This window comes from Nitrospira sp. MA-1 (assembly GCA_032139905.1).
Lineage (GTDB): Bacteria > Nitrospirota > Nitrospiria > Nitrospirales > UBA8639 > Nitrospira_E.
The window spans coordinates 200754-215569 of record JAQJDB010000006.1; the positions used below are offsets into that span (position 1 = coordinate 200754).

The window sequence follows — 14816 nt, forward strand, 5'->3', positions numbered from 1 at the left end:
CTGAGTTGCAAAAGAATTTGTGAGCTCTACCTAATTCAGGCCAAAAATCAGGTGAAGAGCGTTGGACCTCGCCAAAAATGAAAGACTCGCAGCCACACAGGGTGCCTCCGGTTCTGTCGCATGGACCTTTCCTGGCCTGTTGACGTGTAATGGCCGTTTTTCAATTTTTGGGGAAATCGCGGCTGGCGCCTGGATCGTTATCTGTTAAGTGTTCGTGGGGCAACATAGAAAGAATGATTGCAACACTGTATGGTGCGAGGTGATCCGGTTGTAAGGTCGTCTTTTTGGGAGACATAAGTCGTCTGTTTGTTCATTCTAGCAATGCTATGAGAGCTTCTCAAACACCGTGTGGGCAAGATGAAGACAGCATGCAAGAGGAATTATATTCAGATATATCTTAACGCTTTCGAAAACCTTCCTATCCGATTGACGATTGGGGCATTATGTCCCGGTCGATACGATGGGCAAGGGTATGGGGGTTCGGAGGTGAAGGTCCCTTTGAGGGAAAGGAATTTCCACACCATTCTTCCGAAATTTCTTGACGATGGCGCAATTTATATCGGATTGAACCTGCCTCCTGCCTTGGGGATCTTCCACCCAGGCTGTTAATCGCATGTTCCAGGCGGAATCTCCGAAACCCATAAGCCAGGCCTTTGGCTCCGGGTGCGGTAACACCATAGGGTTTTCTTTTGCTGCTTCCAAAAGTGACATGATCACCTTGTCTAAATCTGAATTGTAAGAGACTCCCACCTCAATCTCCAAACGGGTTTTCGGGTCACCGTGCGACCAATTGATAACCGTGGAAGAGATAAATTCGGAGTTGGGAACGACGATCGCCACGTTGTTCAGAGAACGAATAGTGGTGGATCGAATGTTGATTTCTGCCACATCTCCCTCAGTGTTTCCCACGGTGATCCGGTCCCCAATTTGGATATGTTGTTCGAATAGCAACATGAGTCCCGCGATGAAATTGGACGTCAGGTTTTGCAGGCCGAATCCGATTCCGACGGAGAGAAATCCAAAAATGACGACAAGGCCGCTCAGGTCGACGCCGATGACTTGAAATGCAATCACGGTCCCGATAAGTAGCAGGAAATATTGAATAATCCGGGTTAAGGTGTATTGTGTCGCCTTGGGCATCTTCGAGCGTTTGAGTAATTGGTTGCTGAGAAAACGTCGTATCAGGGTGTTGATTATCATAAACCCACCCATGATGAACGCAAAGAAGGCCAGAGACGAGAGGGTAATCGGGGTCTGGTTGACGGTAAATAATGGATAGGTGAAAAAGTGATCCAATGCGTTCAGGACCGTTGAAAGATCCATGGTTGTGCTCCTTTGAGGCGGTATGGATATACTGCCAGGTTGTTATTGAAGAAACTCTTTTAGGGGGGCATGGCCGTGTTGGATTAGATGAATAAACCAGAAAAATGTCAGAAAAGATAGAGGTGAAGAAAGCGGAAGGAAGAGCTTGTGACAGATGAAGTCTGCCACTTGAGATGAAAGGCTTGCGAGGGGACAAGGAAGTGTAACTCAGTGGTAAGGCCCCATGAGACTAAAGAAAGGCCAGATAGAACAGATTCTGAAGTAGTCAAAATAAGTGAGACACTTGTTTAGGGGAAACTTCAACCCGAACAGGGTGAGATGTGAGACGGACACAACAAATTTTTTATGAAAAGAGATAGATAGTTGGTGAGAGCGTGACCAGAGAACATCAGGCACGGAGTCGAGAAGTGCCACTCAGACACATGTGCCCAAAATTTTACAATGTTTTATACGGTTAAGCTGTTCAGGGAGTGAGTGTGGTAATCAAAGGAAGGACCAGGCGGCTGTGTGTCATTAAAAAAAACTAGGCGGAATAGAAGGGACATCATTGATGATGGCTTAGATGCGAGTACCCAGATTAGGCGTCGATGTAATCAACCCAGGTTTCTTTTTCTGCCAGGTATGCCTGGCCTTTGAAATTGAGGCGGGTGCGCATGGCGGAAAATCCCAATTCACGAAGTTGATCTGTAATGTCCTTCAGTGTTTCCTGCACGGTTCGATAGACTTGTGACTGGAGATTCAGCGCTTCGTACATGACTGTTCCCGAGTATCCGCGTTCCACCCGTTTAATTGGGATCATTCGGTTGAAATATCGGTCACTAGGGTCCATGCCCTCCAATTGATGCTTTTCGACGACGGCATTTTTGACTCGAAAGGATAAGGGAAGCGATGTCATGTGCTCTAGCTCCGGCTTAACGATAGGGTATAGGTGTTTTTCTTTCTATAGAAACGGATTATAGGCTGCCTCGATGGGGGTCGCAAGCGTGGTTGACTTCCCTCAGAATCCCAACGTACCCTTCCCTACGTTTGGGAAAAATTCGTTTGCGAGAAAGGGGTTGTGGCGAAATGCTCCGCGAGTCATCGGGTGCCGACATTCCAATCAACCTTCCCAACAGTCTCACCGTCCTTCGGATTCTCCTTGTTCCTGTCTTCGTTGGGTTTTTGCTCTACGAATACTATGATTATGCCCTGGTGACATTGTTAGTCGCGGCATTGACCGATGGGCTGGATGGGGCAATAGCCCGTATCACCGATCAGCGCACTCGCCTCGGCGAGTATCTCGATCCTCTGGCTGACAAATTACTCCTCATGTCGGCCATTGTGACCTTATCTGTGCTCCACTTCATCCCTGTCTGGGCAGTAATTCTTGTGGTGAGTCGCGACGCCATTCTCCTCACGGGGACCATATTGGCTAATTTAACCGAAATCGACATCGATATTACTCCCACCTGGTTGGGAAAGGGTACCACCTTTGCACAAATTTGCTATGTCATCATGGTGATTCTCTTTGCGACCGGGCGTGTTCCTTCCGAAAGCATCATTCCTTTTCTTTCCGTAATGGTCATCCTGACAACCGGTTCTGGAGTGCATTATCTATTTCGGGGTATTCAACGGCTCAATTCTTCAGGCAAGAAATAAGAGTACACGGGAGAATACAGGTGAATCGAGAGCGTGTCGGCCTACAGCTGGTGGATGCGAAAGTGATCTCTTCCGATGATCTGTCTCAGGCGCTTGATATTCAGCAGGGAGAAGGAGGGCGCCTCGGGAGCATTCTGGTTCGGATGGGAGTTCTGTCTGAATCCACTTTATTAGAGTTTCTCAGCCAGCACTATGGAGTTGCCACCGTAGAATTGTCTACGTGCTCAATTGATGGAAGTCTTCGCGGGTTGGTTCCTTATGACGTTGTCTGCCGGCACCTCGTTTTACCGGTGCGGAAAACCACTTCACGCCTGAGTCTGGCTATGGCCGACCCTACGAATGCCTCTTTGCTCGATGATTTGCGATTTCGGACAGGGCTGCACATCATTCCCATGGTAGCTACTGAGTCGGATTTACGGACAGCGATCTCCCATATGTATTCCCAGGCTCCAGATGGATCTTTCTCAACCACGGAACCTCTGCAAAAAGATGAACAGGGTAATTTGACAAACCGCGGAGATAGCGACCGGATGTCACCCAATTCGATGGGGAAGCCTGCCGGCCCTGTCTGTGCCTCTCCGAACGGGTTGAATGGTGAAGAAAGATCGAGCCTTCTTCAGGGCAATGCAGAGATGTCTCGTGTGAAGCGTCATATCAAAATTGATAAAGATTCTTCAGCTGTGGAGGTTGTAAATGGTCTTGTTCAGCAGGCCATTGGAATGGAGGCGAGTGATATTCATATTGAGCCGATGGAGACCATGATCCGGGTTCGTTTTCGATTGGATGGTGTCTTGTGCCCGATTCAAAATCTGCCTAAAGATCTTCATCAGGCATTACTTGCCAGAGTGAAAATTCTTTCCGATCTGGATATTGCGGAGCGTCGGTTACCCCAAGATGGACGGATGAAGGTGGAGGGCTTTCCCCACGTCGATATTCGAGTAGCAATTCTGCCGTGTTTGTTTGGGGAAAAAGCGGTTCTGCGTCTTCTGAATCAGTCAGGGCTTGCATTGCATTTGACCAATATCGGGCTCAATCAGCCTGATTTAGATCGGGTCACGACGGCCCTGGAAAATCCCTATGGGATGATCCTGGTGACAGGGCCTACGGGGAGCGGAAAGACGACAACCCTTTATAGCGCGTTACAATTTCTGAACACTCCCCAGATGAATATTGTCACTGTCGAAGATCCTGTGGAATACCAAATCCAGGGCATCAATCAGATGCAAATTCATGAAGAGATTGGATTGAATTTTGCCGCCGGATTGCGTGCTTTTCTGCGGCAGGATCCTGACGTCATGATGGTGGGGGAAATTCGTGATCGGGAAACCGCGCAAATCGCGATTCAGGCTTCTCTGACTGGCCATCGAGTTCTTTCGACCCTGCATACCATGAATGCCCCAGGGGCGATTGCCCGCCTCATCGATATGAGCATTGAGCCGTTTTTGGTGTCTTCCGCCGTTTCGCTCATTGTGGGTCAACGATTAGTACGGAAAATTTGTGATCATTGTCGGGAGCCGGATACGGTATCCCAATTTCAGCTGCGGGAACTGGGGATTGATGAGAATGAGTTTGGTGCGGTTCAAGCAATGAAAGGGCGTGGGTGTGCGTCCTGCCACCTGACTGGATTTAAAGGACGTATGGCCTTATTTGAGACCTTGCCTATTTTTGAAGGGCTCCATGAAAAAATTTTGGCCCGAGTATCGACGAATGACTTGATTGCCTGTGCGATAAGCGAAGGATTTCGCACACTTAGACAGGCGGGGATGGCGGCTGTTCAAGGTGGCTTGACCACTGTCGGCGAAGTATTTTCTGAAACGAGGTCTGATGCTTTTGTGTAATTATCCCAGTAGACCGGTCGACTAATGGAATTGACTGTACTTCTAGATGAATTATGCCGCCAGGGTGGATCCGATTTGCACCTGGTCTCCGGTAGTGTGCCCCGACTTCGAGTGGACGGGCATTTACGTCCTATGGAGTTTCCAGTATTGGTCAGCCAGGACATTTCCCGGTTAACAGCGAGTCTGTTGACGGAAGCACAACATCATCAGGTTATGGAGGCCGGAGAGTGGGATGGAGCATACAGCGTTCCCGCTATTGGTCGGTTTCGGGTCCATGTCTATACCCAGCGGGGATCCTTGGCCCTGGCCATTCGGGCAGTATCCGTTGAGATTCCGACGTTTGTAGCATTAGGCCTTCCGCCTATTGTTGAGGAGCTGATGAGGAAGCCCCAAGGGCTGATTTTGGTAACCGGGCCGACGGGAAGCGGAAAAAGTACGACATTGGCCTCAATGCTAGATCATATTAATGAGGAGCGGCGTGCTCATATTATTTCGTTGGAAGATCCCATTGAGATTCTCCATGCACACAAAAAGAGCCTGGTGTCTCAAATGGAAGTCGGATCCGATGTCCGCGATTTCCAATCCGCCTTGAAAGGCATCTTACGGCAGGATCCCGATGTGGTGTTTTTGGGAGAATTGCGAGATCTAGAGACCATTCAGGCGGCCCTTACAATGGCCGAAACCGGTCATCTGACGGTGGCCACATTGCACACGAATTCTGCAATTCACACACTGACACGATTGGTCTCGGTGTTTCCCCCACACCAGCAACAAGAAATTCGCATTCAGTTATCGATGGTTCTGGAAGGTATTCTGTCTCAGAGGCTCCTGCCTCGCTCCGAAGGAAAGGGCCGAGTCCTGGCTTTGGAAATTCTGATTTCCTCCCCGGCCATTCGGAACCTGATTCGGGAAGACAAGATTCATCAAATGTATTCCATGATGCAGACGGGGCAAGCCCAATATGGCATGCAGACCATGAATCAAGCTCTAGCCGACTTAGCTGGCCAGGGAGTGATATCCTCTGAGCTGGCTATGGGACTCACAACACTTCCCGATGAGTTATCAAAGTTATTAGAACGCACGGGCCGGGATCGGTCTGGGGGGATGTCGTTGGCCAGGTTGCGCAATCGGATGTAGATGTCAATGATTGCTTTTTGGATCTTCTTCAGAGAAAGCGAGCATTAATTCGAAATGCCGAGATTTGAATATCGTGCGAAAAACTTGAAAGGACAGGCAGTTCATGGGGAAGTGTTGGCTGGCACTTCCAGTGAGGCCTTACAACTCCTTCGTAGGCAGGCCGTTTTGGTGACCAGTCTCCAGGAAAAAGTCGAAAAGGTATTCAATCTCAGTTGCCTGGTGACCGGCTGGAACCGTCAGGGGACTTGGCGAGCCGTGAGAAGTAAAGAATTGGTGGTCTTTACCCATCAATTGGCAACCTTGATTCGAGCGGGAGTGCCTCTTTTGGAATGCCTGGATATTCTTTCCACAGAAGCTGAAAGCCCGACCTTGCAACAGGTTGTCAAGCATATTCGAGAGGATGTGGAGGGGGGAACCTTGTTGGCTCATGCTTTAAAGCGCCATCCAACCGTCTTCCCTGAATTTTATCGGAGTATGGTTGAAGTGGGGGAGACGACGGGTCGTTTGGATGAAAGTTTGACCCAACTTGCCGTGTATCTTGGTAAGCAGGCTCAGTTACGGGCGAAAATTTTTTCTGGCTTAGCCTATCCGGCTTTGCTCGTAACTGTCGCGATGATTGTCCTGGTCTTTTTGCTGATTTGGGTTGTCCCTCTTTTTTCTGGCTTATTCCAAGATATGGGTGAATCCCTTCCCTGGTTGACGCAAGTGGTGATTGACGTGGCTGAAGGGGTTAGAGATTACTTTTTTCTGTTGACGATTTTCGTGGGAAGTTTAGTAATGGGTATCCGGTGGATGCTGAAAAATCCGAAAAGTCGGCAGGCCTTTGATGGGTGGGTCTTACGGGTCCCTCTTCTAGGATCCGTGATCCAAAAGGCGGCAACGGTGCGCTTTTCCAGGACCTTAGGGTTTTTAGTCCGTCGTGGGGTCCCGTTGTTGTCTGCCTTGGGTGTGGCAGGAACGGTGACCGGTAATAAGGTTTTTGAGCAAAGTATCAAGCTGGCGACTACAGCAGTTCAAGATGGAATGCCCATTTCCGAGGCCTTGAGGGCACGCCAGGTTTTCCCGCCCATGGTTCCCCAAATGCTCAAAGTGGGAGAATCAACCGGTTCAATTGATGTTATGCTGGAAAAAATTGCGGATTTCTTTGAGCAAGAGGTCGATCGAACGGTAGCCACTTTAACGTCGGTGTTGGAGCCGTTTATTATCTTGGTCGTGGGCTGTGGGATTGCTCTTGTCGTGGTGGCCATGTATCTTCCCATTTTTTCCATCGGATCAGTTATTGGATAAATCTGAAGGTATTTCGTCGTGAGTGGGAGTGCTATGTCAGTTACTGAGATCGTTGTGAGGGCGCCGGCAAAAGTGAATCTATTGATTCGGGTATTGGATCAATTGCCCAATGGGTATCATGATTTGTGGTCTCTCATGCATACGGTCGATGTCTTTGATCTCCTCCGAATCAGACTTCACTCTGATCGGGAGGGCCTTGCCTTGACGTGTGGAGATGCCCCGTTGCCCTTGGATAAGGGAAATCTAGTTTATCGGGCGGCTGAATTGGTCCTTCAGCGGGCTGAAAAGACTGTAGGGGTTGATATTGAGCTAACCAAAGTCATTCCCTTGTCGGCTGGTCTTGGAGGTGGGAGTAGTGATGCCGCCGCCACTTTGTATGGCCTCGCTCACTTGCTGGGGTTGAATTGGACTTTATCTGACTTGTGTGAGGCGGGTGCAACACTCGGAAGTGATATTCCCTTTTTTTTTAGAGCACCTTGTGCAGTGGTTCGGGGGTGGGGCCAGGATGTGGTGGCCTGTTCCATCCAAGGTGAACGGTGGGTGGTTCTTGTCAATCCCGGCTTTCCTATTCAGACAAAATGGGCATATAAGCAGTTAGCCTCTCAACGGGATACTGTTCGTCCTTTAGATGACTCTACAAAGAAGATAGATCGTGAATTGAGCCTATCCTGGGAGGAAGTGATCGGGATAATGGAGAATGATTTTGAGGCGCCCTTGTTCCCGTTTTATCCCATTTTGGGATTTATTAAAGATACTTTGCTTTCCTTTGGGGCTCAAGCCGCACTATTATCAGGTAGTGGGGCCACCGTGTTTGGTGTTTTCCACACTCAAGAGGAAGCTCGGCACGCTTCCACCCGGTTGCGCCGTGATACTAGTTGGCGGATCTTTGATATCCCGATGGGATCGACGGATTTACCCCATGACGTAATCCATGTTGGCTCTTCTTCTCAGGCTTCCAAAATGTAAATTCTGTGATTTGAGTTGACAAGCCGCCGATTGTAGAATTACCTTTGCTCTGCTTTTTTCCGGAATATCTGCTACGGTTCAGGTTCACCTAGGCAAGTTGAGACTACCACCATGCTCCGAGATTTAAAATTGATCACGGGTAACTCCAACCTTGCGTTGGCCAGAGAAATTTCCCAGTATATTGGGCAGGATTTGAGTCAGGCGACGGTTACGACTTTTAGTGATGGGGAGATTAGGGTTCGAATTGATGAGAATGTGCGGGGAGGGGATGTCTTTCTCATTCAATCCTGCTGCCACCCGGTGAATACCTCGATCATGGAGTTGCTGCTTCTGATCGATGCGGTCAAACGATCATCCGCATCCAGGATTACAGCGGTCATTCCTTATTACGGATATGGGAGACAAGATCGAAAAGATCAACCCCGAGTGCCCATTAGTGCCAAATTAATTGCGGATTTGATTACGGCCGCCGGCGCAAATCGCATTTTGACTATGGACCTTCATGCCGGACCTATTCAAGGATTCTTCAATATTCCTGTTGATCACCTTTATGCAATGCCTGTGATGTTGGACTACATTAAAAAGCAAAATGTTTCCGATTTGGTGATCGTTTCCCCTGATGCTGGAGGAGTCGAGCGGGCGAGAGCATTTGCCAAACGACTGAATTCCTCCCTCGCGATTATTGATAAGCGGCGAGAATTGCCGAATCAGGCTGAAGTGATGAACATTATTGGTGATGTGCAGGATAAACACGCGTTATTGTTTGATGACATGATTGATACGGCCGGAACCATTGTTCAAACGGCTCAAACCTGTATGGATAATGGAGCTCTGTCGGCTTGGGCTGGGAGTACTCATGCAGTCCTGTCTGGTCCCGCTCTGGAGCGGTTGCAATCGTCTTGCCTTCGGGAGGTTATGGTGACGAACACCATTCCTTTGAATGGAAAGGATCAGCAATGTCCAAAGTTGAAGACCCTCTCGGTTGCTCCTTTGTTGGGTGAGGCGATTTTGAGGATTCATCGTGAAGAATCGGTGACGTCCTTGTTTGTGTAATTAGCTAAGGAATTGTTCTTTTACTCCATTTTAGAAGAGGTCAAGACGATGAAATATGAACTTGAAGTAGAAAAACGGGATCAGGCTGGAAAAGGCGTGGCGAGGCAATTGCGGCGACAAGGGAAAATTCCCGGAGTCCTTTATGGAGGGGGAAAGTCTGAATTTGTGGCCATGGACCATAAGACAGCCAGAAGTCTGGTGATTTCTCAGGTTGGCCATACTGGGTTGCTGACTGTTCGGATTTCCGGGGCACAAGAACGGATAGCGGTACTCCAAGACCACCAAATTGACCCTATTACCGGGGCAATTCTACACGTGGATCTCCTTGAAGTTTCGATGAAAAAGGTCATTCGCGTCAAAGTTCCGGTGACGGTTATCGGAGAAGTCCCTCTTGGTGTGAAAGAGGGGGGTATATTGCATCAGGTTTTGCGCGAATTACATATTGAGTGTTTGCCGGATCAAATTCCAGATCATATTGAAATTGATGCCTCCGGATTCGGGATCGGTGATGGTGTGTATGTCAAAGAAGTTGCAGTTCCCGCAGGTATCAAGATTTTGGATGACGAGGATCTCATGGTTGCCCATGTAGCCACGAAGATGTCTGAGGCGAAGCTAGAGTCCCTTCTGGCCCGTGAGGCGGCTGAGGGAGGGGCTCCTGTTGCCACTGCAGAAAAAGCCGCGGTTGAAGGTGCGGCCGCTGGGGCTGTGGCGGCGTCAGATAGTAAATCGAAAGAAGGCAAGAAGTAACCCTTGCATCTGGTGGTGGGACTTGGGAATCCCGGAGAGTCGTACAAACACACGCGACACAACATTGGCTGGATGGTTCTTGAACAGGCGGCGGATCGGTGGAATGTGGCTTTGGCCAAACAGGAGCATGGGTTTTTAGGAAAAGGTGAGATTAAGGGCCATCCGGTTTTGCTTCTTCTTCCCATGGCGTGGATGAATCAAACTGGGGTGGTGATTCGGTCAGTCATTCAGGATTTGTCTCAGGAATCGCCTAATCTTATTGTTGTACATGATGATCTGGACTTATCTCTGGGAGCGATCAAGATCAAAACCCGAGGGGGCGCAGGTGGCCATAATGGTCTGCGGTCGGTTTTATCGTGCGTGGGGACAGAAGAATTTTCCAGGGTCAAGGTTGGAATAGGGCGTCCTCAGAATAATGACAGCCTTGCGAATTTTGTACTCTCACCGTTTTTATCAGAAGAGTGGGAAAAAATTACCTCAATTCTTCCGAAGGCCATTGATTCGTTGGAATGCCTGATTTGTGAGGGGCCAGACATTGCCATGAATCGATTTCATGTGCGATCTTCTGAGGAGGGTCTGTAAGTATTCGTGGATTGGTCAGTTTTCCTGGCAACAGCCCTACTTTACTTGAAAATTTGTATCAAGTTTTTAGTATGTGATTGTTCGGATTCTTTTCCAGATAAGAGTTTGACACTCCAATTTACCCTATGGTAGCTTGAGTCCCCTTTTGTGGTACAACACGATTATTCTGCCTGAAAACTAGAAAAATACTGTCAGAGGGAAAGGTTATGTATGAAACTGTATGAATCACTGTGTATTCTTCGTCCCGTTCAAGCAGAAACAGAAAATGAGCGAGTGATTGAAAAAATGAAGGAAGTCCTAGGTCAGGCTGGGGCCACTATTTTAAATTTCGATAATAGCGGGAAGAAAAAATTGGCCTACGATATTCAACACGAACGGAAGGGGACCTATATCACGGTTCAATTCGAAGGCCCTCCTACCGTTGTATTTGAGTTGGAGCGCTTTCAGCGTATGGAAGATCAGGTAATGAAGTTTATGACCGTACGGCTGAACCCAAGTGATTTGGTTGCCGTCGCTGAAACGGAAGCTGAAGCAAGTGGAGAGGATGCTGGAGATGGTGGGATTCAATAAAGTCATTTTGATTGGAAATCTGACCAGAGATCCTGAGCTTCGGTATACACCCAGCGGCACTCCTGTGGTTAATTTCCCGTTAGCGGTGAATCGCCGATACCGTCAGGGCGATGAGCCAAAAGAAGAGGTCTGTTATGTTGATATTGTCGTGTTCGGGCGACAGGCCGAACATTGTGGGCAGTACCTCAATAAAGGTGACGGGGCCATCGTTGATGGTCGTCTACAACAACGGCGATGGGAAACGGACGACGGGCAGAAGCGAAGCAAACATGAAGTGGTAGCTCAAACAGTAACGTTCTTGCCGAAAAAGTCATCCTCCGGTAGCTCTGGGTCAGGAGTTTCTGAGGAGTCTCCCTATGATTCGGAAGAGTATTATCCTGACCCAATGCCCTAATTTTTAGCCGAGGAGAGGTTTCTGTGGAAAAAGGAAGATTGTTTCAGCGGAAAAGAGTGTGCCGCTTTTGCTTCGATAAAACACCATTGGATTACAAGGATGCAAATCTATTGAGGAATTTCCTCACGGAACGCGGACGCATTATTCCTCGTCGGACATCTGGAAATTGCTTGCGGCATCAAAGGAAATTAACCCAAGCGATTAAGCGTGCCAGGCATGTTGCTATCCTTTCATTTGCAGAAGAACACTGAGGTCAACAGTTTTCTTTGATATGGGGCAGTAGAGGGTAGAGTGACGGGGTTGTGAAATGTCGATAATTTTCAATCTACTGGATGTGCCCCCGGCTGGGCTTCAAATTCATCATGAGGTAGAGCCATCGGCCTTATCGTTATCCAGTTATGAGGGAAGCCCAATTGGTAGCTTAAGCTGTCATGGAGAGTTGTTTTTGACTGGGGAGCTATCAGCATATTTTCAAGGTAAAATTAGTGGAAGGATGGCCAGGGAATGTGTTCGTTGCCTCGATCAATTTGAAGAAGATCTGTCATTATCGTGCGAGGTTGAATTTAAAAAAGCGGTGAAAGCGGTAAAAGTGATCGTGCCGCACAGGGATAAAGGCAAAGGAGTGAAGGGGGGCGATAAACCCGTCGAGGAAGATGCCAACGAGGAGGATGTTTACCCTATTTCAGGAAATGAAATCGACCTCCTTCCAGCTATTCGAGAGCAAGTCATTCTTGCTAGCCCTCTCCAGTCCTTGTGCAATAAAAATTGTCTCGGGTTGTGCCAGGTATGTGGGAATAATTTAAATGATGGCATTTGTGGGTGTTGTACCCCGGTTACAGACTCAGACCCGGTGCCAAATTTCCAGCAAACAATATCAAAAAAAAATCCATCCAAGCGCTCTCCCGCTTCCGTTCGAAGGGGATCGTGAAGGCATCAGTCACCTCTTAATTGAAAAGTTGGACTATTATGGCAAATCCCAAACACAAAATTTCTAAAGCCCGACGGGATAAACGGCGATCCCATCTCAAGCTCAGCCCGCCTAATTTGTCTACGTGCCCTCAATGTCATGAGCCCAAGCCATCTCATACGACATGCCTGAATTGTGGGACCTATAAAGGGATCGCCATTATTTCGGTTGAAGAGGGATAAACGGCATTTTTCTTCTCGAGCCAGTCATCTTTTAGCACCAAACCCATGAAAATAGCCGTGGACGCGATGGGGGGGGATCATGGATTATCTCCCAATGTCGAAGGAGCCATACAGGCTACAAGGGAATCCTCTCTCTCGATTATCCTGGTCGGAGACGAACCATCTCTCCAATCTCATCTGGACAAACTCGGCGGTACCAAAGCCGGCATTGAAATTTTTCATGCCCCACAAGTCGTGGATATGCATGAGTCTCCAGCGTTGATTGCCAGAAAAAAACGAGATTCTTCCATATGGAAAGCCACAGAATTAGTTAAAAATAAACAGGCCGATGCGTTGGTGTCTGCAGGAAATACCGGTGCCACCATGGTGTCAGCGTTTTTTCTTTTGGGATTGATTCAAGGGGTTGAACGCCCCGCAATCGCCGCGACATTGCCGACTCGCCAGGGCAAGGCAATCATGTTGGATGTCGGTGCCACTGTTGATTGTACCGCCAAACAACTCTTCCAGTTTGGAATCATGGGGCATGAATATGGGAGGCATCTCCTAGGAAATGATCGTCCACGGGTAGGGCTATTAAGTATTGGAGAAGAAGATACAAAAGGGAATGAGGTTACAAAAGAAACCTTTAAATTGTTGAAGGATAGCCCCATTAATTTCATTGGTAATGTTGAAGGGCGGGATGTCTATAGTGGGAATGCCGATGTCATTGTGACGGATGGATTTATTGGCAATGTAGCCTTGAAAATTTCTGAAGGGTTGGCGGATGCGATAAAAAAAATGCTGATGAAAGAAATTGCCCAGTCAGCTCTTGGTCGGCTTTCCTATCTGTTTGTGGCCGGACCCCTTCTGCGGTTACGGCGAAAAACCGATTATGCCGAATTTGGCGGAGCTCCTCTTTTGGGGGTTGAAGGTATCAGTATGATCTGTCATGGTCGTTCCTCATCGAAGGCGATTAAAAATGCGATTCTTCGAGCCCAGTCTTTGGCGGAAGGTGGTTTGATTGAGGAAATCCGAGGCGATATTGCACATGGGTGCAGGTGAATTAAAATAGGTGTCTCAAGGATGAAGAGCTTGATTCTAGGGACAGGGGCGTATGTTCCCAAACGAGTCTTAACCAATGCGGATTTAGAGCGCATGGTTGACACTTCGGATACCTGGATTACCGAACGAACAGGGATCAGGGAGCGCCGCGTGGTTGAGCCAGGGCAGGCCTGTTCCGATTTGGCTGTTGAGGCGGCCCAGCGAGCGTTAATGGCCGCTGATGTGGCGGCATCGGAAATCGACCTGATCCTTTTAGCCACTTGCACAGGGGATTCCCCCCTTCCTTCCACAGCCTGTCTTATCCAGCATCGGTTAGGAGCCCATCGGGCAGCGGCTTGCGATATTTCTGCCGCCTGTTGCGGGTTTATTTATGCGTTGGCTATTGCAGATGCCTATGTGAAAAGTGGGATGCGGCACGTATTGGTCATTGGTTCCGAAGTCATGTCAGCGATAACCGATTGGACCGATCGTAATACGTGCGTCTTATTTGGTGATGGGGCTGGGGCGGTGGTAGTCGGTCAAGGCACCGAAGGTTCGGGGATCCTTTCCACGCATTTGCATGCCAATGGCGGACTTTCGGATATGATTCAGGTGCCTGGAGGCGGATCGCGGGAACCGGCATCCAAAGAGGTTCTTGAAGAAAAGCGGTGTTTTATAAAAATGAAGGGTAATGAAACCTTTAAAATTGCTGTCAAATCAATGGAAGAGGCCACCAAAGAGGCATTAGAGGCCAATAAATTGGAAATAGGCGATATCGATCTCTTCATTCCTCATCAGGCTAATATGCGGATTTTGAATGCCGTGGGCCAACGATTGGGGTTGGCTCGAGAAAAGTTGATGATAAATTTAGATCGATTTGGTAATACCTCTGCAGCATCCATTCCGTTGGCGCTCGATCAAGCTGTCCAGGAGGGGAGAATTCATAAAGGGAGTGTGGTGCTCTTGGCAGCATTTGGTGCAGGTCTGACTTGGGCGTCAACTGTAATTCGTTGGTAATGTGATTGTCGGCAGGTATCTCTTTCCTGAATGAGATTCTTGCTAAAAAGCAGGGGAAGAATCTGAGGCTTCCAACAAGAGCAAACCAAAAGATT

Annotated in this window: 17 protein-coding genes; 15 read left to right on the forward strand and 2 right to left on the reverse strand. The window is 48.5% G+C overall.

Features of this window, described 5'->3' with window-relative positions; genetic code table 11:
- Positions 1 to 441: 441 nt before the first annotated feature.
- Complete coding sequence (locus PJI16_08270) at positions 442 to 1323, reverse strand: mechanosensitive ion channel (GenBank protein MDT3777553.1); 882 nt, start codon at positions 1321 to 1323, stop codon at positions 442 to 444.
- A gap of 577 nt (positions 1324 to 1900) precedes the next feature.
- A complete protein-coding gene (locus tag PJI16_08275; protein ID MDT3777554.1) occupies positions 1901 to 2218 on the reverse strand; it encodes a hypothetical protein in 318 nt (105 codons plus the stop codon).
- Between the two features lie 170 nt (positions 2219 to 2388).
- Here PJI16_08275 and PJI16_08280 point away from each other — a divergent pair, with 170 nt between their 5' ends.
- The 15 genes from PJI16_08280 (at position 2389) to PJI16_08350 (ending at position 14721) form a co-directional block, all read left to right on the forward strand.
- On the forward strand, positions 2389 to 2961 hold the full coding sequence (locus tag PJI16_08280; protein MDT3777555.1) for a CDP-alcohol phosphatidyltransferase family protein: 573 nt from the start codon (positions 2389 to 2391) through the stop codon (positions 2959 to 2961).
- Between the two features lie 20 nt (positions 2962 to 2981).
- On the forward strand, positions 2982 to 4799 hold the full coding sequence (locus tag PJI16_08285; protein MDT3777556.1) for an ATPase, T2SS/T4P/T4SS family: 1818 nt from the start codon (positions 2982 to 2984) through the stop codon (positions 4797 to 4799).
- 24 nt (positions 4800 to 4823) lie between these two features.
- Positions 4824 to 5936, forward strand: coding sequence for a type IV pilus twitching motility protein PilT (locus PJI16_08290; GenBank protein MDT3777557.1), 1113 nt, complete (start codon positions 4824 to 4826; stop codon positions 5934 to 5936).
- 54 nt (positions 5937 to 5990) lie between these two features.
- Positions 5991 to 7223 (forward strand): type II secretion system F family protein, encoded by a 1233-nt coding sequence (locus tag PJI16_08295; protein ID MDT3777558.1) that lies wholly within the window; start codon positions 5991 to 5993, stop codon positions 7221 to 7223.
- A 33-nt stretch (positions 7224 to 7256) separates the two neighbouring features.
- Complete coding sequence (ispE, locus tag PJI16_08300; protein MDT3777559.1) at positions 7257 to 8189, forward strand: 4-(cytidine 5'-diphospho)-2-C-methyl-D-erythritol kinase; 933 nt, start codon at positions 7257 to 7259, stop codon at positions 8187 to 8189.
- Positions 8190 to 8300: 111 nt separating this feature from the next.
- The gene (locus tag PJI16_08305) at positions 8301 to 9242 is read left to right on the forward strand and encodes a ribose-phosphate pyrophosphokinase (GenBank protein MDT3777560.1); all 942 of its coding nucleotides are present in this window, start codon (positions 8301 to 8303) and stop codon (positions 9240 to 9242) included.
- Positions 9243 to 9290: 48 nt separating this feature from the next.
- Entirely contained in the window at positions 9291 to 9989 is a 699-nt protein-coding gene (locus tag PJI16_08310) for a 50S ribosomal protein L25 (protein ID MDT3777561.1), read from the forward strand.
- 12 nt (positions 9990 to 10001) lie between these two features.
- On the forward strand, positions 10002 to 10571 hold the full coding sequence (gene pth, locus PJI16_08315; GenBank protein ID MDT3777562.1) for an aminoacyl-tRNA hydrolase: 570 nt from the start codon (positions 10002 to 10004) through the stop codon (positions 10569 to 10571).
- Positions 10572 to 10781: 210 nt separating this feature from the next.
- On the forward strand, positions 10782 to 11141 hold the full coding sequence (rpsF, locus tag PJI16_08320) for a 30S ribosomal protein S6 (protein MDT3777563.1): 360 nt from the start codon (positions 10782 to 10784) through the stop codon (positions 11139 to 11141).
- The gene (locus PJI16_08325) at positions 11125 to 11535 is read left to right on the forward strand and encodes a single-stranded DNA-binding protein (GenBank protein MDT3777564.1); all 411 of its coding nucleotides are present in this window, start codon (positions 11125 to 11127) and stop codon (positions 11533 to 11535) included. The genes rpsF and PJI16_08325 overlap by 17 nt, the downstream gene beginning before the upstream one ends.
- Entirely contained in the window at positions 11535 to 11786 is a 252-nt protein-coding gene (rpsR, locus tag PJI16_08330) for a 30S ribosomal protein S18 (GenBank protein MDT3777565.1), read from the forward strand. The genes PJI16_08325 and rpsR overlap by 1 nt, the downstream gene beginning before the upstream one ends.
- A 56-nt stretch (positions 11787 to 11842) precedes the next feature.
- On the forward strand, positions 11843 to 12463 hold the full coding sequence (locus PJI16_08335; protein ID MDT3777566.1) for a DUF177 domain-containing protein: 621 nt from the start codon (positions 11843 to 11845) through the stop codon (positions 12461 to 12463).
- A gap of 38 nt (positions 12464 to 12501) precedes the next feature.
- The gene (gene rpmF, locus PJI16_08340; protein MDT3777567.1) at positions 12502 to 12684 is read left to right on the forward strand and encodes a 50S ribosomal protein L32; all 183 of its coding nucleotides are present in this window, start codon (positions 12502 to 12504) and stop codon (positions 12682 to 12684) included.
- Positions 12685 to 12729: 45 nt separating this feature from the next.
- Complete coding sequence (gene plsX / locus PJI16_08345) at positions 12730 to 13725, forward strand: phosphate acyltransferase PlsX (GenBank protein MDT3777568.1); 996 nt, start codon at positions 12730 to 12732, stop codon at positions 13723 to 13725.
- Positions 13726 to 13746: 21 nt separating this feature from the next.
- Positions 13747 to 14721, forward strand: a complete 975-nt coding sequence (locus tag PJI16_08350; GenBank protein ID MDT3777569.1) for a ketoacyl-ACP synthase III — start codon at positions 13747 to 13749, stop codon at positions 14719 to 14721.
- Positions 14722 to 14816: the final 95 nt, after the last annotated feature.